General features: G+C 70.9%; 17 protein-coding genes and 2 tRNA genes. 13 read left to right on the top strand and 6 right to left on the bottom strand.

All coding sequences use genetic code 11. The features are described from left to right. Positions 1-327 precede the first annotated feature (327 nt). Positions 328-912, top strand: a complete 585-nt coding sequence (locus tag BU52_RS17540; protein ID WP_037935272.1) for a biotin transporter BioY — start codon at positions 328-330, stop codon at positions 910-912. 240 nt (positions 913-1,152) lie between these two features. On the opposite strand, the gene BU52_RS17535 is transcribed toward BU52_RS17540, so the two are convergent. Continuing rightward, complete coding sequence (locus BU52_RS17535; RefSeq protein WP_037935270.1) at positions 1,153-2,637, bottom strand: amino acid permease; 1,485 nt, start codon at positions 2,635-2,637, stop codon at positions 1,153-1,155. Positions 2,638-2,842: 205 nt separating this feature from the next. Between BU52_RS17535 and BU52_RS17530 the strand changes: the two genes are divergently transcribed. Both BU52_RS17530 and BU52_RS17525 read left to right on the top strand, forming a co-directional pair. After that, positions 2,843-3,328 carry a ribose-5-phosphate isomerase gene (locus BU52_RS17530; protein ID WP_037935264.1) on the top strand — a complete coding sequence of 162 codons (486 nt, stop codon included), beginning with the start codon at positions 2,843-2,845 and terminating at the stop codon, positions 3,326-3,328. A gap of 47 nt (positions 3,329-3,375) precedes the next feature. Next, positions 3,376-4,203, top strand: a complete 828-nt coding sequence (locus BU52_RS17525) for an Fpg/Nei family DNA glycosylase (protein WP_037935262.1) — start codon at positions 3,376-3,378, stop codon at positions 4,201-4,203. Between the two features lie 6 nt (positions 4,204-4,209). Here the strand turns inward: BU52_RS17525 and BU52_RS17520 are convergent, their stop codons facing one another. Further along, positions 4,210-5,463, bottom strand: a complete 1,254-nt coding sequence (locus tag BU52_RS17520) for a GNAT family N-acetyltransferase (protein ID WP_037935261.1) — start codon at positions 5,461-5,463, stop codon at positions 4,210-4,212. Positions 5,464-5,626: 163 nt separating this feature from the next. Between BU52_RS17520 and BU52_RS17515 the strand changes: the two genes are divergently transcribed. After that, positions 5,627-6,808, top strand: a complete 1,182-nt coding sequence (locus BU52_RS17515; RefSeq protein ID WP_037935260.1) for a PP2C family protein-serine/threonine phosphatase — start codon at positions 5,627-5,629, stop codon at positions 6,806-6,808. A gap of 26 nt (positions 6,809-6,834) precedes the next feature. After that, positions 6,835-7,296 (top strand): HD domain-containing protein, encoded by a 462-nt coding sequence (locus tag BU52_RS17510; protein WP_051858343.1) that lies wholly within the window; start codon positions 6,835-6,837, stop codon positions 7,294-7,296. Positions 7,297-7,309: 13 nt separating this feature from the next. Here BU52_RS17510 and BU52_RS17505 read toward each other — a convergent pair whose 3' ends face one another. Further along, a complete protein-coding gene (locus BU52_RS17505; protein ID WP_078903297.1) occupies positions 7,310-8,503 on the bottom strand; it encodes an acyltransferase family protein in 1,194 nt (397 codons plus the stop codon). Between the two features lie 634 nt (positions 8,504-9,137). Between BU52_RS17505 and BU52_RS17500 the strand changes: the two genes are divergently transcribed. Next, positions 9,138-9,332, top strand: coding sequence for a hypothetical protein (locus BU52_RS17500; RefSeq protein ID WP_037935257.1), 195 nt, complete (start codon positions 9,138-9,140; stop codon positions 9,330-9,332). A gap of 84 nt (positions 9,333-9,416) precedes the next feature. Here BU52_RS17500 and BU52_RS17495 read toward each other — a convergent pair. Then, positions 9,417-9,487: transfer RNA gene (locus BU52_RS17495), tRNA-Gly, on the bottom strand. A gap of 166 nt (positions 9,488-9,653) precedes the next feature. Here BU52_RS17495 and BU52_RS17490 point away from each other — a divergent pair. The 5 genes from BU52_RS17490 (at position 9,654) to clpX (ending at position 14,539) form a co-directional block, all read left to right on the top strand. Further along, positions 9,654-9,730: transfer RNA gene (locus BU52_RS17490), tRNA-Pro, on the top strand. 165 nt (positions 9,731-9,895) lie between these two features. Next, complete coding sequence (tig, locus tag BU52_RS17485) at positions 9,896-11,290, top strand: trigger factor (RefSeq protein WP_037935256.1); 1,395 nt, start codon at positions 9,896-9,898, stop codon at positions 11,288-11,290. A gap of 380 nt (positions 11,291-11,670) precedes the next feature. Next, positions 11,671-12,276 (top strand): ATP-dependent Clp protease proteolytic subunit, encoded by a 606-nt coding sequence (locus BU52_RS17480; RefSeq protein ID WP_051858342.1) that lies wholly within the window; start codon positions 11,671-11,673, stop codon positions 12,274-12,276. A 111-nt stretch (positions 12,277-12,387) separates the two neighbouring features. Beyond that, positions 12,388-13,068 (top strand): ATP-dependent Clp protease proteolytic subunit, encoded by a 681-nt coding sequence (locus tag BU52_RS17475; protein WP_037935248.1) that lies wholly within the window; start codon positions 12,388-12,390, stop codon positions 13,066-13,068. 184 nt (positions 13,069-13,252) lie between these two features. Beyond that, positions 13,253-14,539 carry an ATP-dependent Clp protease ATP-binding subunit ClpX gene (clpX, locus tag BU52_RS17470; RefSeq protein WP_037935513.1) on the top strand — a complete coding sequence of 429 codons (1,287 nt, stop codon included), beginning with the start codon at positions 13,253-13,255 and terminating at the stop codon, positions 14,537-14,539. A gap of 63 nt (positions 14,540-14,602) precedes the next feature. Here the strand turns inward: clpX and BU52_RS17465 are convergent, their stop codons facing one another. Further along, positions 14,603-15,463, bottom strand: a complete 861-nt coding sequence (locus BU52_RS17465) for a hypothetical protein (protein ID WP_037935243.1) — start codon at positions 15,461-15,463, stop codon at positions 14,603-14,605. 36 nt (positions 15,464-15,499) lie between these two features. Then, entirely contained in the window at positions 15,500-16,468 is a 969-nt protein-coding gene (locus BU52_RS17460) for a hypothetical protein (RefSeq protein ID WP_037935240.1), read from the bottom strand. Between the two features lie 137 nt (positions 16,469-16,605). Here BU52_RS17460 and BU52_RS17455 point away from each other — a divergent pair, with 137 nt between their 5' ends. Then, positions 16,606-19,230, top strand: a complete 2,625-nt coding sequence (locus BU52_RS17455; protein ID WP_037935237.1) for a valine--tRNA ligase — start codon at positions 16,606-16,608, stop codon at positions 19,228-19,230. Positions 19,231-19,384: 154 nt separating this feature from the next. Continuing rightward, positions 19,385-20,434: an acyltransferase family protein gene (locus tag BU52_RS17450; RefSeq protein WP_037935236.1), complete on the top strand. Its 1,050-nt coding sequence runs from the start codon at positions 19,385-19,387 to the stop codon at positions 20,432-20,434. Positions 20,435-20,476: the final 42 nt, after the last annotated feature.

Raw genomic sequence — 20,476 nt, 5'->3', positions numbered from 1 at the left:
TCAGGGGGTGGCTGCCCAGCATGTGGACACCGGTCGTCCGGAGGGTGGGGGCCCGGTTACCCGGCGGGTCCCCCGGCGGTTCCCTTCGTGGTTCCCTTCGTGGTTCCCTTTGGCGGTTCCCCACAGCCGCCCCGCTCCCGCCGGATGTCGGTGATGCCACCTCACCTCCGTGACCGGCGTCACCTCGTACCGCTGGTCACGGCCGATCTTTGTCCGGAGCCCACCAAGTCCGTGATCGTGCCTTTGTCGGGCGCTGATGGTGATCGGCGCGGGGACGCCGGTATAGCGTCACGGTGTCCCCCACCGCCCTCACCCCGCGGAGACCTCATGAGCACCGCCACCGTCACGTCCGCCCGCTCCGGGCAGGTCCTCGCCGACCTCGTCCCGGCCTCCCGCGTCCGGGACGCCGCGCTCGTGCTCGGCGGTGCCGCGCTCACGGGTCTCGCCGCCCAGATCGCGGTGCCCGTCCCCGGCTCCCCGGTGCCGGTGACCGGCCAGACCTTCGCGGCGCTCCTGGTGGGCACCACCCTCGGCGCGCGGCGCGGCTTCGTCTCCCTCGCGGTGTACGCGCTGGCGGGCATGGCCGGCGTGCCGTGGTTCGCGGAGGGCACGTCGGGGATGGGCATGCCGTCCTTCGGCTACATCCTCGGCATGCTGCTGGCCTCCGTCGTCGTGGGAGCGCTGGCCCGCCGCGGTGCCGACCGCTCCGCCTGGCGGACGGCAGGCACCATGGTGCTCGGCTCGGCGATCATCTACGCCGTCGGCGTGCCCTACCTGGCCCTCGCCACCGGCATGTCCGCCTCCGCCGCCATCGCGGCCGGCCTGACCCCGTTCCTCATCGGTGACGCCCTGAAGGCCGCCCTGGCGATGGGTCTGCTGCCGACCGCCTGGAAGCTCGCCGACAAGCGCTGACCGCCGAGCGGTCCCCACGCACGACAGGCCCGCCGGCCGCAGCGCCGGCGGGCCTCTGCGTATGTGTCGCCACCCCGGCGGGAGAGGGGCGATCGAGCCGCGGCCGTTGCCGGGACCTCGGCCGGGGCGCATCGCCGGCCGGGGCGGCCGGGGCCGTGCACACGACGGGGCCGGGGCCTACGGCACCCGTGCCGCCGGCCCCGGCCCCGCCCCTGCCGGAATCCCGGCGGGGCACCCGTGTCAGCCGACCCGGACCTCGTCGCGGTCCGCGGTGCCCGGCGCGTCGACGGCACGGCGCCCCGCCGCCCGCTGCCGCACGACGGCGATGGCGACGACGACGCCGGCGACCAGCAGCGACAGGAGCACCGTGGTCCGCCCGTTGTGCTCCGTGTCGGTCAGCATGTAGCCCAGCACGAACACGATCAGCGCGGCGCTGGCCCACGTCAGGTACGGGTACAGCCACATCCGCACGACCAGCTTCTCCGGCGCCTCCGCCTGGATGATCTTCCGCATCCGCAGCTGCGAGAAGCAGATCACCAGCCATACGAACAGCGCGACCGCACCGGAGGAGTTGACGAGGAAGAGGAAGACGGAGTCCGGGAACTTGTAGTTGAAGAACACCGCGACGAAGCCGAACACGACCGACGCGATGATCGCGGTCTGCGGCACGCCCCGGCTCGTGGTCCGGGCGAACGCCTTCGGCGCGTCTCCGCGCTGCCCCAGCGAGAAGGCCATCCGGGAGGCCGTGTAGAGCCCGGAGTTGAGGCAGGACAGCACCGACGTCAGCACGATGAAGTTCATGATCTGCCCGGCGTGCGCGATGCCGAGGGAGTCCAGCGCGGCGACGTAGGAGCCGTCCTCGGCGATGCTCTTGCTGTCCCAGGGCAGCAGGCAGATCACGACGAAGATCGAGCCGAGGTAGAAGACGCCGATCCGCCAGATGATGCTGTTGGTCGCCTTGGTGACGGCCCGCTGCGGGTCCTCCGACTCGCCGGCGGCCAGGGTGGCGATCTCACTGCCCATGAACGAGAAGACGACGAGCAGGATGCCGGTGAGGATCGCGCCGGCGCCGTTGGGCAGGAAGCCGCCGTGGTCCGTGAGGTTGGCGAGCCCCGCCTGGTCGCTGTCGACGCCGGGCAGCACTCCGAAGACGGCCAGGCCGCCGACGACGATGAACGCGGCGATGGCGACGACCTTGATCCCGGCGAACCAGAACTCGAACTCGCCGTAGGAGCCCACGGACACCAGGTTGGTGGCGGTCAGCACCACCATCACGATGAGCGCCCACCCCCACTGGGGAACGGCCGGTATCCATCCTTCGAGGATCGCGGCACCGGCGGTCGCCTCGACCGCCAGCACGACGACCCAGAAGAACCAGTACAGCCAGCCGATGGAGAACCCGGCCCACGGCCCGAGCGCACGGTCGGCGTGTGCGGAGAAGGACCCGGAGGTCGGGTTCGCCGCGGACATCTCACCGAGCATCCGCATCACCAGCACCACGAGCGTGCCGACGAGGGCGTACGACAGGAGGATGCCGGGTCCGGCGGTCGCGATGCCGGAGCTGGAACCGACGAAGAGGCCGGCGCCGATGACACCGCCGATGGCGATCATCGAGAGGTGGCGGTTCTTGAGCCCGGCCTGGAGGCCGGAATCCGGCGGGGTTCCGTGGCCGCCGGGCCGTTCGGGGCCGTTGCCGGCCTTGGTCTGGGTCGGCTGCGAAGTCATGGGGTGGTCTTCCTGTGAGCCGGTTGTGCGGTACCCGTACGAGCGGTGCACGAGCCGGACCAGTGAAACGGAGGTGAACGAATGAGGGAACCTTTGATTTAGGTTCTTTGCTCGGCCTTTGCCTGGTCTTCTATGGCTTCGGTCACACTTTTCGCGGAGGGCACCCCGCGCCGATTCCCCGCGGCGGCCGTGTCACACTCGACGCATGCGCGTGTATCTCGGCTCCGACCATGCGGGCTACGAACTCAAGAACCACCTCGTCGAGTGGCTCAGGGAAGCGGGCCATGAGCCCGTCGACTGCGGCCCGCACCTCTACGACGCCCAGGACGACTACCCGCCCTTCTGCCTCCGTGCCGCGGAGCGGACCGCCGCCGACGAGGGCTCCCTCGGCATCGTGATCGGCGGCTCCGGCAACGGCGAGCAGATCGCCGCGAACAAGGTCGCGGGCGTGCGGGCGGCCCTGGCCTGGAGCGAGGAGACGGCGGCCCTGGGGCGTCAGCACAACAACGCCAACGTGGTCGCGGTGGGCGCGCGTATGCACAGCCAGGACGAGGCGACGAAGTTCGTCGAGACCTTCCTGAGCACCCCGTTCTCCGGTGATGAGCGTCACATCCGCCGGATCGACATGCTCTCCGCGTACGAGACCAGCGGCGACCTCCCCCCGATCCCGGCCCACCACCCCCAGCAGTAGGGCGGCGTAAGGCGGGACGACGAAGCAGAGCGAGCGAGGGGGGAGCCGTGCCCGAGGGCCACACGATCCATCGGCTGGCCGAGGACTACGCCGGGACCTTCCCGGCCGGAGCCCCCCTCCGCGTCACCAGTCCCCAGGGCAAGTTCACGGACGCGGCCGCCCTCCTCGACGGCACCCCGCTGCACACCACCGACGCCCACGGCAAGCACCTGTTCCTCGGCTTCAAGGACCCCGGGCCCGCACACACCGACTGGGTCCACATCCACCTCGGCCTCTTCGGCAAGGTGACCTTCGGCCCGGCCCCGGTGCCGCCGCCCACGGACACCGTCCGCCTGCGGCTCGCCGACGACGCCTCCTACGTCGATCTGCGCGGCCCCACCACCTGTGCCCTGATCACGGACGGCGAGAAGCGGGCGGTCCACGACCGCCTCGGCCCCGACCCCCTCCGCCCGGACGCCGATCCGGCCCTCGCGTACCGCAGGATCAGCCGCAGCCGTACGACGATCGCCGCGCTCCTGATGGACCAGAAGGTCATCGCCGGTGTGGGGAACGTCTACCGCGCCGAGGTCCTCTTCCGGCACCGTGTCGACCCCTACCGCGCGGGCCGGGACATCACCCCGGCCCAGTGGGACGCGATCTGGGCCGACCTCGTCGCGCTCATGCGTGAGGGCGTCCGCGACAACCGCATCGACACCGTGCGCCCCGAGCACACACCCGAGGCGATGGGCCGCCCGCCGCGCGTCGACGACCACGGCGGCGAGGTGTACGTCTACCGCAGGGCCCACCTGCCCTGCCACATCTGTGGCGGCGAGATCCGCACCGCCGACCTCGCCGCCCGCAACCTCTTCTGGTGTCCCGCCTGCCAGCGCCCCTGAGAACCCTCAGAAGCCGTGCGGCAGCCACGGCGCCGCACCGGCGTTGCCGAACGCCAGGGACGCCTCCGCCAGCGCGCCCCGCCGCAGTTCGCGCACCCGGCCCGCGGCGGCGAGCGCCGAGAGTCCCACCCCGCCCAGGTACGCCGCCCCCAGCTCCCGCACGGACAGGGCGAGGTCGGCCGCGTCCTGCGTGCGCTCGCAGGACGCGCCCTTCACGTCCCCGGTCAGCCGCCAACGCCCCGTGTTCCAGGGGCAGAAGGCGTCCTCCACGTCCAGCACGACGTCCACCGGCGCCTGGTAGGTCCGTGCATCGAGCGCGGCGCCGACGTCCACCAGCCGCACGTACAGCGCGTCGCGCAGCGCCGGACGGCACCGCCGTATGTCCGACACCAGGTACTGCCAGCCGTCGTCGACCGGCCGCCCCCGCGCCACCAGCGTCGACGTCAGGTCGATGTCGAACAGGAACCGCCACAGCGCCGCCCCCGCCGCCGGGTCCAGCGCCTCCAGGGCGCTGAGGATCACCTCGCCGTCGGGACCGCCCGGCCCCCAGGACGGCTTCACCCGGAACCGCGCGTACCCGACCGTCTCGCCGCCCCGCTCGGCGAGCACGCACTGCAGCGGCGACGCACCGCCCCGCTCGCTCTCCGGGTCGAGCAACCCCAGCCGCTCCCAGCCCGGCCCGCGCGCCAGCATTCCCGGACGGCCCGGCACCAGCTGCGCGTAGACCGCCTCACAGGCGTCCAGCGCGTCGGCGGGGTCCGCGTAGCGCAGCCCCACGTCGTCGGTGCCGGCCGGCACCGACAGGCCCGCGCGCCGGGTGTCGATCTCCGCGTTGGTCTGGAAGGTCGCCGCCCCGTAGCCGAACCGGCCGTAGATCGCCGGCTCGGACGCGGTGAGCACCGCCAGCGGCTCGCCCCAGGAGCGGACGTCGTCCAGCTGCCGTCGCATCATCGACGTCAGCACCCCGCGCCGCCGGTGCGTGGCGGCGACACTGACCATGGTGACGCCGGCGGCCGGGACGGACGCGCCGCCGGGCACGGTCAGCCGGAAGGAGAAGGCGCCCGCGCTCCCCACGCACGCGTCGCCGTCCCAGGCGGCCAGGAAGCGGCCGAACTCGGTCAGCTCCCTCCACAGTTCCCGCTCCTCGTCCGCCTCCGGCGGCCCGCCGAAGGCGCGGACGAGGTTCGCGTACGACGTGTCCCATTCATCCGGCCGCAGCACCCGGAGTTCGGGCGCGGGGCCCGTCTGCTCGTTCGCCATGGGCCCATGCCTACCAGGGCGATGCGGGACGAGCGAGGGAATTTCCCGGGGGCGGCCCCATCACGCCGTCCCGTGAAGTTCACTGTGAGTCCGGTCCCCGTCAGGGGGACAACCAGGACCTCCCGTGCCAAGCGACCGGTCCGATGGATAGGGTCCCGAACTAATGGCAGCAGGACGACAGCGGCGCGCGGAAGCCGACACGTTCATGGCCCGGTTGAAGAAACAGTGGCACCGGGCCCGGGTCGGCGTGCGCCGGGCCGCTGTCGACTACTTCCGCGGGGACGGCTCGGACTGGATAGCGCTCGCCGGGCTGCTCCTCACCGTTCCGCTGATCGCGGCCGGGACGCTCGCCAACTCCGTGTGGTGCGCGCCGGCCGCCCTGGTCGTCCCGATCGTCGCGGGCGGCCTGCTGCTGCGCCCGGCGAGCCTGCTCGGCCTGTACGCGGCGGCGGCGACCGCACTGATCGTGGAGGCGGTACAGCTCGGCCCCTACACCGAGGGCGCGGCCCGGGTCACCCCCGGCGTGGTCCTCACCGTCGCGGCCTGCGGTGCCTTCGGTCTGCTCGTCGCCCAGTTCCGCAGCCGGGTGGGCGTGCCGTGGCGGCGCGGCGGCACCATGCTGTTCGACCTGCGCGAACGCATCCGGGTGCAGAGCAAGCTGCCCAAGCTGCCGGACGGCTGGCACCGGGAGATGGCGCTGCGCCCGGCGGGCGGTCAGTCCTTCTCCGGTGACTTCGTGGTCGCGGCCCGTACCAACGGCGGGCGCACCCTCGAGGTCGTGCTGACGGACGTCTCCGGCAAGGGCATGGACGCCGGCTCGCGCGCCCTGCTGCTCTCCGGTGCTTTCGGCGGTCTGCTCGGCAGCCTCCCGCCGCACGCCTTCCTCCCGGCCGCCAACGGCTATCTCCTGCGCCAGGACTGGGACGAGGGCTTCGCCACCTCCATCCATCTGGTGCTCGACCTCGACTCCGGCGACTACGAGCTCTACTCCGCCGGGCACCCGCCGGGCCTCCAGCTCAGCGCCGGCAGCGGCCGCTGGGAGGAGAAGGCGGCCGACGGCCCGCTGCTGGGCGTGTACGACGGCGCCCAGTTCGACCCGGTGAAGGGCTCGCTGCGTCCCGGAGACGTCCTGATGCTGTTCACGGACGGCCTGGTGGAGACCTCCGACCGGGACATGGTCGAGGGCATCGACCGCCTCACCGGCGAGGCCGACCGCTATGTCGCCGGCGGCTTCCACGGCGCCGCGTGGCATCTCATCGAGTCCGTCGCCAAGGACGTCAACGACGACCGGGCCCTGCTGCTCATATGCAGGCAGGGCCCGACGGCCGCAGCGGCGATCCGCTGACCCCGTGCCCGGGGCACACTGAACGGGTGACGAGGACACCGCGCATCACGCTGACCACGGACCGGGTGGAGGCCATCGCCCGCGCCGCGCACGCCGGCCAGACCGACAAGGCGGGCCGGCCCTACGCCGAGCACCTCCGGGCCGTCGCCGAGGGCGTACGGGAACGCGGCGGCGACGAGGAGCAGATCGCGGCGGCCTGGCTGCACGACGCCGTCGAGGACGACAGGCTGACGCGGCAGTGGCTCGACGAGGCCGCGCTCACCCGGCGGACCAAGGACATCGTCCTGGCGGTCACCAAGCGGTCCGGGGAGACGCCCGAGTCGTACGCGGCCCGTGTCCTCGCCACCCCCGGTGCGGCGCTGGTGAAGGAGGCGGACCTGGCGCACAACGCCGACCCGGCCCGCCTCGCCGTCCTCGACGAGGCCACGCGCACCCGGCTGACCGAGAAGTACGCGCGGATGCGCGCACTTCTCGGCCTGGACGGATGAGCCGGACGGCGCGCTAGACCGGGACCTTCTCGCCCCGCGTACGCACCTCGGTGGTCCCCAGCCGCTCCCGGTCCCGGGCCGCCTCGCCGGGATCCTGCCGGAAGGCCCACGCCATCCTGGGCTCCACCACGCACCGCAGGGCCCGCTGCACCGGCCTGGTGCACAGCACCGTGACGACGGCGGCCGCGAAGACGGTCAGCCCGATTGCGCCGGCCGGCTCCTCGAGCACCGGGTGGTCGAACCAGCCGGAGTAGTTGCCCGCCTTCACCAGGAACGCGTGCAGCAGGTAGCCGTAGATCGTGCCCGCGCCGAGGGCCGTGAACCACATGCGCCGGCGCGGCACCCAGGCGAAGAAACAGACGGTCAGCACCAGCGAGCAGCCGAGTGTCCCGAACACCATGACCGGGCCCGTCCACCACGGCGAGCCCAGCTCCTGTGCGGCACTGCTGTGGTAGAGCCAGCCGAGCCGCATGTGCGGCATCGACCACCAGGCGACGACCGTCGCCGCGGCCAGCACCGGCAGAGACATCAGGCGCACCGAGCGGCGCTGCACCCGCTGGAAGTGCTCGGGCCGCAGCAGCAGGCCCAGCACGAAGAACGGCAGGAACTGCAGGACTCGCTGCAGTTCGAGGTCGTCGCCGATCTGGGGTGAGACGGAGCCCAGGGCGGCGAGCGCGAACGAGACCGGCAGCGGATGACGGATCGTCTTCCACAACGGGGTGGTCACCCGCCAGACGAACAGCGCGCACAGGAACCACAGGTGGTACGTCGGGTCCAGCAGCGTGATGCCGTGGTCCGGGTCGTCGTTGCCGTAGCGCTGGAACAGGGAATAGGCGGTCTCGAAGACGACGTAGGGGACGACGACACCGGTGACCAGCCGCTTGATGTGCTTGGGGCGCAGGTCGAAGCTACGCGAGAAGTAACCGGAGATCACGATGAACGCCGGCATGTGGAACATGTACACGACGCGGTAGGCGGTCTCCACCGCCCCGTCGTCCAGGATCTGCCCCCAGGCGTGACCCACGGCCACCAGCACGATCGCCAGATACTTGGCGTTGTCGAAGAACGCGTCGCGCTGTTTGCCGGACGGCGCCGGCCGGTCGCTCTCCTGGGGATGGGTGCGGGGGCTCGGCACTCCGTTCGCCGGTGTCCGTGCCGGGGGAAGCGGCGTTCTGTGGTTGCCGTACGGTCGCTGCGAGTTCGTCACTGACCCTCCCGGCAGGAACTCGGGGAGGCGATCGGTGAGCTCGCTGCGCTTGCGGGGGACGAGGCAGCGTGAAACATCTGAGGCACCCTAGCGTTGTCCGTGGGATTTGGTAAAACGCCCGACGTCATTCCTGGTTATCCCGTCCGGGTACCCCGCATTCGCGAAAGTGTGCATGCCGCTGAGGTGATGGTCAACACGTCAACCGGTTACACGACTTGACCGTACCGCAGGCCATCTTGTCCGGATTCTTCCTGACTAAACCGTGCATGTGACCGGCAGGCGACTCCGGTGATATGTCCGGCTTCGCCGCCTTTCCGGGGTGGGTCGCGCGGTTCGTCGGTACACCTGCGGCGACACATCGAATTACCTGCGAACGCGTTGTGTGGAGACGGAAACGATCCGAGCGAATTCCCTGGCGGGTGTTCCTTCGAATTGTCGTGCGACATAAAGCTGTTGGCCCCCGTGCGCGGGCGTGGACGACGCGCGGCACGATGCCGCCAGGACACTGTGAGGCGGACGATGTGTCAGCGGCCGCATAGGGCGGCCCGGTTGGTGGCACGATGGTTCTGGCGGGGTGCGCGGGGTCGCGTCGCCCGGGCCGGGGAAGCCGAACCGACCAAGGGTGTGATCAGTTGTGGCCATTTCACTGTCAGTGGTGCTGCTGTTGGCGATCATCCTGGTGGTGTTGCTGAGAGGTGGCTCCCTCAAGGCCGGGCCGGCCGTCGTCGCCGTGCTCTTCGGCTTCTTCCTCGCCTCGACGGGCATGGCCGACGACATCCAGCGGTTCCTGGACTCGATAGCGGAGATGATCAACTCGATCAGCTTCTGACCCCGCCCCGCCGCGCGGAACCGGTCCACCACAACGATCAGGGCCGGGTCGAGGAAGATCTCGACCCGGCCCTGAGCCGTACAGAGCGGGCGACGGGAATCGAACCCGCGTAGCCAGTTTGGAAGACTGGGGCTCTACCATTGAGCTACGCCCGCACGGAGTGCGCCGCGCGTCGCAGGAGCACGGCACTGACAGGCATCGTAGCGGGTTGTGCGCCCTCGTCGCACACCCCGTCTCCGTCCGGCCGCCGACGCCGCACCGCGCCGGGAAATTGCGGCGGCCGTTCCGCCTGGGTGCATGTACCCTACGTGTCGCACCGAACGGGGTGTGGCGCAGCTTGGTAGCGCGTCCGCTTTGGGAGCGGAAGGCCGTGGGTTCAAATCCCGCCACCCCGACCAGCCACCTGCTCAGGCACCGGTGATCGCCTTTTGGGTGCCGCAGCCGCTGCCGTTACTATGCAAGCTGCACGCCCGTGTGTCTCTGGAAGTCCTCCGGGCGGCGAATCGGCCGGACCGTTCTGGTCCCGGCAGAACCCGAGAAGTCAGCCACAAGGAGACCGAACCGTGAAGAGCGCCGTGGAGACCCTGAACCCGACCCGGGTTCGGCTCACTGTCGAGGTGCCCTTCGAGGAGCTCAAGGACAGCCTCGACGCGGCGTACAAGAAGATCAACCAGCAGGTCACGGTGAAGGGCTTCCGTAAGGGCAAGGTCCCGGCCCGGGTCATCGACCAGCGGTTCGGCCGCGGTGCGGTGCTGGAGGAGGCCGTCAACGACGCCCTCCCGAAGTTCTACACCGACGCGGTCAACGAGGCGGAGCTGAGCCCGCTGGGCCAGCCTGAGGTCGACATCACGGAGCTGAAGGACGGCGAGACGCTGAACTTCACCGCCGAGGTCGACATCCGCCCGGCCATCGAGATCCCGGACTACTCCGGCATCGAGGTCGAGGTCGACGCCGTCGAGGTCAGCGACGAGGACGTGGACAAGTCCGTCGAGCAGCTCCGCGAGCGCTTCGCCTCCACCTCCCCGGTGGAGCGTGCCGCCGAGGACGGCGACGTCGTCACCATCGACCTGGAGGCCAAGGTCGACGGCGAGGTCCTCGAGGACGGCGTCGCCAGCGACGTCTCCTACACCATCGGCTCCGGCGAGCTGCTGGACGGCATCGACGACGCCGTGAAGGGCGTGGAGGCCGGTGGCGAGGCCACCTTCACCTCCGAGCTCAAGGGCGGTTCGGCGGCCGGCAAGGAGGCCGAGGTCACCGTCAAGGTCACCCAGGTCGCCAAGCGTGAGCTGCCCGAGCTGGACGACGAGTTCGCGCAGCTCGCATCCGAGTTCGACACCCTCGAGGAGCTCAGGGCGGACAGCCGCAAGCGCCTGGAGAACATGAAGCAGTACGACCAGGCCACGCAGGCCCAGGAGCGTGTCCTGGAGAAGCTGCTCGAGCTGGTCGAGGTCCCCGTCCCCGAGAAGCTGCTCGAGGACGAGATCAACACCCGCAAGCACAACCTCGAGCACCACCAGCTGGGCCAGATGGGGCTCGACCTCGCGAAGTACCTGGAGATCCAGGGCAAGACCGAGGAGGAGTTCGAGACCGAGACCCGTGAGGCCGCGGTCAAGGGCATCAAGACCCAGTTCGTGCTGGACGAGCTCGTCAAGCAGGAGAAGCTGAACGTCAACCAGGAGGAGCTCACCGAGCACCTCATGCGCCGCGCCGCCTCCTCCGGCATGTCCCCCGACCAGTTCGCCCAGGCCGTCGTCGAGCAGGGCCAGGTCCCGCTCCTCGTCGGTGAGGTCGCCCGCGGCAAGGCCCTGGCCGTCGTGGTCGAGAAGGCCACGGTCAAGGACACCAACGGCGAGATCGTCGACCTCGAGGACGAGGAAGAGGACGAGGCCACCGAGGCCCCGGCCACCACCGAGGCCGAGTCCACGGAGGCCCCGGCCGAGGAGAAGACCGAGGGCTGAGCCCCGCGCCACTCCGACGTGATCAGCAGGGCCCCGGGTGTGCATCACTCCGGGGCCCTGCTGTCTGGCCTGCGGGCCGGCCGGCCCAGGGGCGCGGGGAACCGCGCGACCGGCCCTCCCCCGGGCGGCAGCCGCCCGCGGACCGGTGGCCGCCGCCGGGAAGGCGAACGGCGCACCCTGCGGAGCAACCCGCGGCGTACACCCCTCTACGCCCCCGGCGAACACCCCCGTTACCGGGATTCCCCGGCGGAGCCACCGCGTTAGGGTCCATGAATACGGGGCCGGAATACCACGGCGAGATCGCCGCAGGCCCCCCGCAGGGAAACGTGAGACGGCCCGGCGCCGTCGTAAGACGAGCAGGTGGATACGTGACGAATCTGATGCCCTCAGCCGCCGGCGAGCCTTCCATCGGTGGTGGCCTCGGCGACCAGGTCTACAACCGGCTGCTCGGCGAGCGGATCATCTTCCTCGGCCAGCCGGTCGACGACGACATTGCCAACAAGATCACCGCACAGCTGCTGCTCCTTGCCGCCGACCCGGACAAGGACATCTACCTGTACATCAACAGCCCCGGCGGCTCCATCACCGCCGGCATGGCGATCTACGACACCATGCAGTTCATCAAGAACGACGTGGTGACGATCGCCATGGGCCTCGCGGCCTCCATGGGCCAGTTCCTCCTGAGCGCCGGCACCCCCGGCAAGCGCTTCGCGCTGCCGAACGCCGAGATCCTGATCCACCAGCCGTCCGCCGGCCTGGCCGGCTCGGCCTCGGACATCAAGATCCACGCCGAGCGGCTGCTGCACACCAAGAAGCGCATGGCCGAGCTCACGGCCCAGCACACCGGCCAGACGGTCGAGCAGATCACCCGCGACTCCGACCGCGACCGCTGGTTCGACGCCTTCGAGGCCAAGGAGTACGGCCTCATCGACGACGTGATCCCCACGGCCGCCGGCATGCCGGGCGGAGGCGGCACCGGGGCCTGAGCGGCCGTACGGGGCCCCTGTGGCCCCGTACCGGCCCCGCCGGGCCCCCGGGCCCGGTGAACAGCCCCAGCAGCCCCAGCCGACCGCCTCAGCCCCTTTCCAGGAGACACCGTGAACGACTTTTCCGGCAGCGGCCTGTACGACCGTGCGCGTGCCGAGTACACCGGCCCCGCGGCCGAGTCCCGTTACGTCATCCCGCGCTTCGTCGAGCGCACCTCCCAGGGCATCCGCGAGTACGACCCGTACGCGAAGCTCTTCGAGGAGCGCGTGATCTTCCTCGGCGTGCAGATCGACGACGCCTCCGCCAACGACGTCATGGCGCAGCTGCTGTGCCTGGAGTCGATGGACCCCGACCGCGACATCTCGGTCTACATCAACAGCCCCGGCGGCTCCTTCACGGCGCTGACGGCGATCTACGACACGATGCAGTACGTGAAGCCGGACATCCAGACGGTCTGCATGGGCCAGGCGGCCTCCGCCGCCGCCGTCCTGCTGGCCGCCGGCACGCCCGGCAAGCGCATGGCGCTGCCGAACGCGCGGGTGCTGATCCACCAGCCGTACAGCGAGACCGGCCGCGGCCAGGTCTCCGACCTGGAGATCGCCGCCAACGAGATCCTCCGGATGCGCACGCAGCTGGAGGACATGCTGGCCAAGCACTCCACCCGGCCGATCGAGAAGATCCGCGAGGACATCGAGCGCGACAAGATCCTCACGGCCGAGGACGCGCTGGAGTACGGCCTGATCGACCAGATCATCACCACCCGGAAGATGGACAACTCCAGCCTGCGCTGACGCGGGGCGGGGGTGTAACGTCTGCCGCCCCTTGGCACGGTTTGGCACGGTCCACGTCAAAGTGAACCGTGCCAAGGGGGGCCCGAACGGGGGGCTCGGCAAGGTACCGTCGGACATAAGGCAGCACCAGGAGCCGACCGGACGCGGACGTCCGGGCGTCTCCCAGGCGAAGGGGAAGCACACCGTGGCACGCATCGGTGACGGCGGCGATCTGCTCAAGTGCTCGTTCTGCGGCAAGAGCCAGAAGCAGGTCAAGAAGCTCATCGCAGGGCCCGGTGTGTACATCTGCGACGAGTGCATCGATCTCTGCAACGAGATCATCGAGGAAGAGCTCGCCGAGACCAGCGAGGTCCGCTGGGAGGAGCTCCCGAAGCCCCGCGAGATCTACGAGTTCCTCGAGGGCTACGTGGTCGGGCAGGAGTCGGCCAAGAAGGCCCTCTCCGTCGCCGTGTACAACCACTACAAGCGTGTCCAGGCCGGCGAGAACGGCGGCGCACAGGGCCGTGACGACGCCATCGAGCTGGCGAAGTCCAACATCCTCCTGCTGGGCCCCACGGGCTCCGGCAAGACCCTGCTGGCCCAGACCCTGGCCCGCATGCTGAACGTCCCCTTCGCGATCGCCGACGCCACGGCGCTCACGGAGGCGGGATACGTCGGCGAGGACGTCGAGAACATCCTGCTGAAGCTGATCCAGGCGGCGGACTACGACGTCAAGAAGGCCGAGACCGGGATCATCTACATCGACGAGATCGACAAGGTCGCCCGCAAGAGTGAAAACCCGTCGATCACGCGTGACGTCAGCGGCGAGGGCGTCCAGCAGGCCCTGCTGAAGATCCTCGAGGGCACCACCGCCTCCGTCCCGCCGCAGGGCGGACGCAAGCACCCGCACCAGGAGTTCATCCAGATCGACACGACGAACGTGCTGTTCATCGTGGGCGGCGCCTTCGCCGGTCTGGAGAAGATCATCGAGGGCCGGGCCGGAGCCAAGGGCATCGGTTTCGGCGCGACGATCCGCTCCAAGCGGGAGATGGAGTCCAAGGACCAGTTCGAGGAGGTCATGCCGGAGGACCTGGTCAAGTTCGGCATGATCCCCGAGTTCATCGGCCGGCTCCCCGTCATCACGAGCGTCCACAACCTGGACCGGGAGGCCCTGCTCCAGATCCTCGTCGAGCCGCGCAACGCACTGGTGAAGCAGTACCAGCGTCTGTTCGAACTCGACGGCGTGGAGCTGGATTTCGAGCGCGAGGCGCTGGAGGCCATCGCCGACCAGGCCATCCTCCGCCAGACCGGTGCGCGCGGCCTGCGCGCCATCATGGAGGAAGTCCTCCAGGGCGTGATGTACGAGGTCCCGTCCCGCAAGGACGTCGCCCGCGTCGTGATCACCGCGGACGTGGTCCTCTCCAACGTCAACCCGACCCTGATCCCCCGCGACGCCCGCGGCCGGGGCTCGGGCGAGCAGAAGACGGCCTGACCGCCGCCACGGCAACGCGAAGGGGCCCCGGGTCGACCCGGGGCCCCTTCGGTGTTCCTGCGTTCAGGCCTCGACCCGCGCCGCGGAGCGCAGTTCGGCGGCGAACGAGGCGACGTCGTCCGTGGCGAGGCCGCCGCTGCCGCCCTTCTGCGCGGCGGCCAGGTCCAGGCCGTTGACCACGCCGTAGGTGCTGTGGTCGGCCCATACGCACACCGGCATCTCCAGCTCGGTCGTGCCCTCGGTGATCGACGCCGTCTGGCACTTCATCACGGCACCGTCCAGCCCGTCCGGTTCGACCGTCTCCGGGCTGCCCTTCCAGGTGACGGTCTCCTTCGCACCGGTGTTGTCGCCGGTGTCACCGGATGTGGCGTGGGCGATGGCGAAACCCTTGTCGACGGTGCCCCCGGGGTCGCCGATCTTCCCGTAGGCGCCGTTGAACGCCATGGCCTTGCCGAGCTTCGCGGAGGAGCCGCTGGCGTACGAGGCCTTCACCACCGTGCCGCTCTTGATGCCGATCTTCTCCAGGTCGGCGGCGGAGTCGGTCCCCGTCGGGCCGCCGTCACTCGAACCGGACCCGCCCTTCTTGTACTCGCCGACCGAGGCCGGCGGGACCAGCTTGTGCGGCCCGTCGTCCGCGATGTCCGCCCCGCCGCCCCCGCCGAGGACGAAGTACGCACCCACACCGAGCGCCGCCACGACCGCGACCGCGCCGACGATCAGACCGGTCCGCCTGCCTCCGCCGCCGGGCGCGGGGGGCTGGGGCGGCGCGCCGTACGGGGCCTGGCCGTAGGGCGGCTGCTGCGGCGGAACGCCGGGCGGGCCGGGCTGGGGCGGGTGGCCGTAGCCGGGCTGCGGAGCCTGCTGACCGTACGGCCCGGGCTGCTGGGGCTGCCCGCCGTACGGGCCCGGCTGGTTGTAGCTCATTACGGGGTTCCCCTCCAGTCGCTCGTGCGCCGCCGGTCAGGCCTTGACGCGGACCTGCTCGCGGAGCTTGGTGGTCAGGTCGACCGCCGTGTCCTTGCCGACGCCGGTGCTGCCGTTGTCACCGGGGGAGACCATGGCGACCGTGCTGTGGTCCGCCCAGGCGCAGAACCAGTCGGTCGACTCCTTCTTGGTCAGCGCGTTGGTGGCCTTCGTGGCCTGGCACTTGGCGACGGCGCCGTCGATCTCGACCTCCTCGGGGTCACCGACCAGCTCGGCGTTCTGCATGCCCCCGGTGTCGCTGGTCGAGCTCTCCTTGACCTCCTTCTGGATGTTGGCGAAGAACTTGTCCAGGACGGCCTGGGGGTCGGCGATCTCGCCGTACCCTCCGACCATCGTCATTCCCTTGGCGGTCAGCAGCTCGGACTGGTCGGGAAGCGTGGTGGGGTCCTGCGGGTCGTAGTCGCTGAAGTCGGCGGTCGACCACTGGCCGACGACGGCCGTACCGTTCTTGACGCCGCTCTTCGCCATGTCCTTCGTGACGTCGGCATCGCTCGACTGGTTTCCGTCGCCGACCCGCTTGTACTCGTCGAGGACCGTCGCCGGGGTGGACAGCTTGTGCGGGCCGTCGTCCTCCAGACCGCCCGCGCCGCCGCCCCCGCCGATGACGAAGTACGCGCCCACGCCGATCGCCGCGACGACCGCGACCGCGCCGACGATGATCGCCGCCTTCTTGCCGCCGCCGCCCGGCGCCGGGGGCTGGGGCGGCATGCCGTACGGGGCCTGGCCGTAGGGCGGCTGCTGGCCGTACGGCTGCTGCGGCGGGACGCCGGGCTGGCCGGGCTGGGGCGGGTAGCCGTACCCGGGCTGGCCGGGCGGGGGCGCCTGCTGGGGGTAGCCGTAGCCGGGCTGCGGAGCCTGCGGCGGCTGGCCGTAAGGACCCTGCTGGCCGTACGGCCCGGGCTGCTGGGGCTGCCCGCCGTACGGGCCCGGCTGGTTGTAGCTCATTACTGGGTTCCCCTCCGGATGCTCATGCGTTGCCGACATCCTGACTCAGGAGCGACACGTTCAGGTCAGTGGGGGTCGCACCGTTACAAAGGAAACGCGTTTCGGGACAGGCCCGTGACGCCTCTAAACTGAGCCCCGTGACCGAGAACGCTCAGCAGCAGCCACCAGCGCCCACCACCGAACTGCCGACCCAGTACGCGCCGGCCGACGTAGAGGGGCCGCTGTACGAGCGCTGGGTGGAGCGCGGTTACTTCGAGGCGGACGCCAAGAGCGACAAGCCGCCGTACACCGTCGTCATCCCGCCGCCGAACGTCACCGGCAGCCTGCACCTCGGGCACGCCTTCGAGCACACGCTCATCGACGCCCTCACGCGCCGCAAGCGCATGCAGGGCTTCGAGACCCTGTGGCAGCCGGGCATGGACCACGCGGGCATCGCCACGCAGAACGTCGTCGAGCGGGAACTCGCCAAGGAGGGCAAGTCCCGCCACGACCTCGGCCGCGAGGCGTTCGTCGAGCGGGTCTGGCAGTGGAAGGGCGAGTCCGGTGGCCAGATCAGCGGCCAGATGCGCCGCCTCGGCGACGGTGTCGCCTGGTCGCGCGAGCGCTTCACCATGGACGAGGGCCTGTCGACGGCCGTCCAGACCATCTTCAAGCGGCTCTACGACGACGAGCTGATCTACCGCGCCGAGCGCATCATCAACTGGTGCCCGCGCTGCCTGACCGCGATCTCCGACATCGAGGTCGACTACCAGGAGGACGACGGCGAGCTCGTCTCCATGAAGTACGGCGACGGGGACGACACCATCGTCGTCGCCACGACCCGCGCCGAGACGATGCTCGGTGACACGGCCGTCGCCGTCCATCCCGAGGACGAGCGCTACAAGCACCTGGTCGGCAAGCTCGTCAAGCTGCCGCTGACCGACCGTTCCATCCCGGTCGTCGCGGACGAGCACGTCGACCCCGCGTTCGGCACGGGCGCGGTCAAGGTCACCCCGGCCCACGACCCGAACGACTTCGAGATCGGCCGGCGCCACGACCTGCCCGCCATCGCGGTCATGGACGAGCACGCCGTCATCACCGCCCACGGCCCCTTCCAGGGCCTGGACCGGCTCGAGGCCCGCTCCGCCATCGTCGCCGCGCTGCGCGCCGAGGGCCGGATCGTCGCCGAGAAGCGGCCGTACGTCCACAGCGTCGGCCACTGCTCGCGCTGCAAGACCACCATCGAGCCGCGGCTGTCGATGCAGTGGTGGGTCAAGGTCGGTCCGCTGGCGAAGGCGGCCGGTGACGCGGTCCGTGACGGCCGCGTCAGCATCCACCCGCAGGAGATGGAGAAGCGGTACTTCGACTGGGTCGACAACCTCCACGACTGGTGCATCTCGCGGCAGTTGTGGTGGGGTCACCGCATCCCGGTCTGGTACGGGCCGAACGGCGAGGTCGTCTGCGTCGGTCCCGACGAGCAGCCGCCGGCCGGCGAGGGCTGGCACCAGGACACCGACGTCCTCGACACCTGGTTCTCCTCGGGCCTGTGGCCGTTCTCCACCCTCGGCTGGCCCGAACAGACCGAGTCGCTCGCGAAGTTCTACCCGAACTCCGTCCTGGTCACCGGCTACGACATCCTCTTCTTCTGGGTCGCCCGGATGATGATGTTCGGCCTGTACGCGATGGACGGCACCCCGCCGTTCCACACCATCGCCCTGCACGGCATGGTCCGCGACCAGTTCGGCAAGAAGATGTCGAAGTCCTTCGGCAACGCGGTCAACCCGCTGGACTGGATGGACAAGTACGGCTCCGACGCCCTGCGCTTCACGCTCGCGCGCGGCGCCAACCCCGGCGTCGACGTGCCGATCGGCGAGGACTGGGTCCAGGGCTCACGCAACTTCGCCAACAAGATCTGGAACGCGACCCGCTTCGCGCTGATGAACGGCGCGACGGTCGAGGGCCCGCTGCCGGACGCGTCGGCGATGTCGCCGACCGACCGCTGGATCCTGTCCCGGCTGAACTCGGTGGTCGCCGAAGTCGACGCGTACTACGACGACTTCCAGTTCGCCAAGCTGTCGGACGCGCTGTTCCACTTCGCGTGGGACGAGGTCTTCGACTGGTACGTCGAGCTGTCCAAGACCACCTTCCAGGCGGGCGGGGAGCCGGCCGAGGTCAGCAAGCGCGTCCTCGGTGAGGTCCTCGACGTCACGCTCAGGCTCCTCCACCCGGTCGTCCCGTTCGTCACCGAGACGCTGTGGACGACGCTGACGGGGGGCGAGTCGGTCGTCATCGCCGACTGGCCGTCCGACAGCGGTTTCCGGGACGCGGACGCCGAGCGGGAGATCGGGACGCTCCAGTCGGTGATCACCGAGGTCCGCCGCTTCCGGGCCGACCAGGGACTGCAGCCCGGGCAGCGGGTCCCGGCCCGGCTGAGCCTCGACGGCACGGCGCTCGCCGCGCACGAGCCGGCCATCCGGCAGCTGCTGCGCCTCCAGCCGGAGGGCGAGGCGTTCACGGCGACGGCCACCCTGCCCGTCGCGGGTGTCGAGGTCGCGCTGGACCTGTCCGGCGTGATCGACGTCGCCGCCGAGCGCAAGCGGCTCGCCAAGGACCTCGCCGCCGCCGAGAAGGAGAAGGCCCAGGCGACGGCCAAGCTCGGCAACGAGGCGTTCCTGGCGAAGGCCCCGGACCACGTGGTCGGCAAGATCCGCACGCGGCTGGCGAAGGCGGAGGAGGACATCCTCCGCATCCAGTCCCAGCTCGACCGCCTGCCCCAGGCCTGACGGCCCACCCGGACCGCCCGCGGCCCCCGACCGGTGACCTCCCGGCCGGGGGCCGTTCACGTCGCGGTGAGGACGGCGTAACCCGCCGGGGAGAACCTGCGGCTTCGCCCACCGCCCGGCCGACCGGGCCGACGCCGTCAGGAGCACCCCCACGATGCCCCGCACCGCGCCTCCCACCGCCGTGCCGCCCGCCGGACCGACCGCGCGGGGCGGAACCGGCCGGGAGCGGCGGTACGACATCGACCTGCTGCGCGTCCTGTGCACGGCCGCCGTGGTACTGGTCCACGCCTCCGCCGAGTTCCTGGACGCGGGCCACCGCGCGACCGGTGTGGTCGGCGACTCGGCCGGCCGGTTCGCCGTGCCCGCGTTCTTCGCGATGGCCGGCTGGGCCGCCCTCGTGGGCTCGCCGGTGCGCGGCGAGGCCCAGCTCCTCACCCGGCTCGGGCGGATCCTGCGTCCGATGGCGGTGTGGACGGCGGTGTACCTGCTCTGGCAGCAGCTGTACGGGCCGCCCCTCGACGGCGGTGCCGAGGAGGCGCTGCGGGCCCTCTTCGGGTCCGTGGAGGCCGCCTTCCACCTCTGGTACCTCTACACCTACGTGCCGCTCCTGCTGCTGCTCGGCGTCGTGGTGCTCGTCCTCCACCGGCGTGCCGCACCCCGCCGGTCGCTGCTGCTGCTCGTCGCGTTCGCCGTCGCCCCGGTGCTCGCCGGGGACGGGCGGGCCCTCACCGGGCTGCCGCTGCCCGCCTGGGACTGGAAGGTGTCGCTGTCCACCCTGGGCTACGCGGTGGCGGGCGCGGCCCTGCTCGCCGCCCGGCGGCGCGGTCCGCGTGCGCTGTGGCTCGCGGGCGCGGCGGTCGCCCTCGTCGCCCTGACCGCGTACCAGCTCACCGTGCGGCAGCCCGCCGCCTACGGGAGCCCGGCGGTGGCCGCGCTGACCTTCGCCGTGCTCGGCGCGGTGGGCGGGGTGCGGGTGCCGGACAGGGCGCGGGCGGTGCTGGAGCGGCTGTCGGACGCGTCGTTCGGAACGTACCTGGTGCACCTGCTGTTCGTGCTGCTGCTGGTCGGACCCGTCGCCGAGGGGCTCCCGCACGGGTTCCCGGCACCCGTGGCGCTCGCCGTGACGGCGGTGGCCGCCGCCGCCCTGTCCTTCGCCGCGAGCGTGCTGTGGGGCCGTCTGGGGATGCGCAGATGGCTCGGCTGACGCGGGAGACGGGGGCTGCCGGGCGGCGTCCCGGCCGCTCCG

The sequence above is a fragment of the Streptomyces toyocaensis genome, from assembly GCF_000725125.1.
Lineage (GTDB): Bacteria > Actinomycetota > Actinomycetes > Streptomycetales > Streptomycetaceae > Streptomyces > Streptomyces toyocaensis.
Note: the sequence above shows the minus strand (reverse complement) of the source record. Positions and strands in the feature narration are given on the sequence as shown.

Coding starts and splice junctions, on each gene's coding strand:
- BU52_RS17540 (WP_037935272.1), top strand. CDS start 328: ATGAGCACCGCCACCGTCACGTCCGCCCGCTCCGGGCAGGTCCTCGCC.
- BU52_RS17535 (WP_037935270.1), bottom strand. CDS start 2,637: ATGACTTCGCAGCCGACCCAGACCAAGGCCGGCAACGGCCCCGAACGG.
- BU52_RS17530 (WP_037935264.1), top strand. CDS start 2,843: ATGCGCGTGTATCTCGGCTCCGACCATGCGGGCTACGAACTCAAGAAC.
- BU52_RS17520 (WP_037935261.1), bottom strand. CDS start 5,463: ATGGCGAACGAGCAGACGGGCCCCGCGCCCGAACTCCGGGTGCTGCGG.
- BU52_RS17515 (WP_037935260.1), top strand. CDS start 5,627: ATGGCAGCAGGACGACAGCGGCGCGCGGAAGCCGACACGTTCATGGCC.
- BU52_RS17480 (WP_051858342.1), top strand. CDS start 11,671: ATGCCCTCAGCCGCCGGCGAGCCTTCCATCGGTGGTGGCCTCGGCGAC.
- BU52_RS17465 (WP_037935243.1), bottom strand. CDS start 15,463: ATGAGCTACAACCAGCCGGGCCCGTACGGCGGGCAGCCCCAGCAGCCC.
- BU52_RS17460 (WP_037935240.1), bottom strand. CDS start 16,468: ATGAGCTACAACCAGCCGGGCCCGTACGGCGGGCAGCCCCAGCAGCCC.
- BU52_RS17450 (WP_037935236.1), top strand. CDS start 19,385: ATGCCCCGCACCGCGCCTCCCACCGCCGTGCCGCCCGCCGGACCGACC.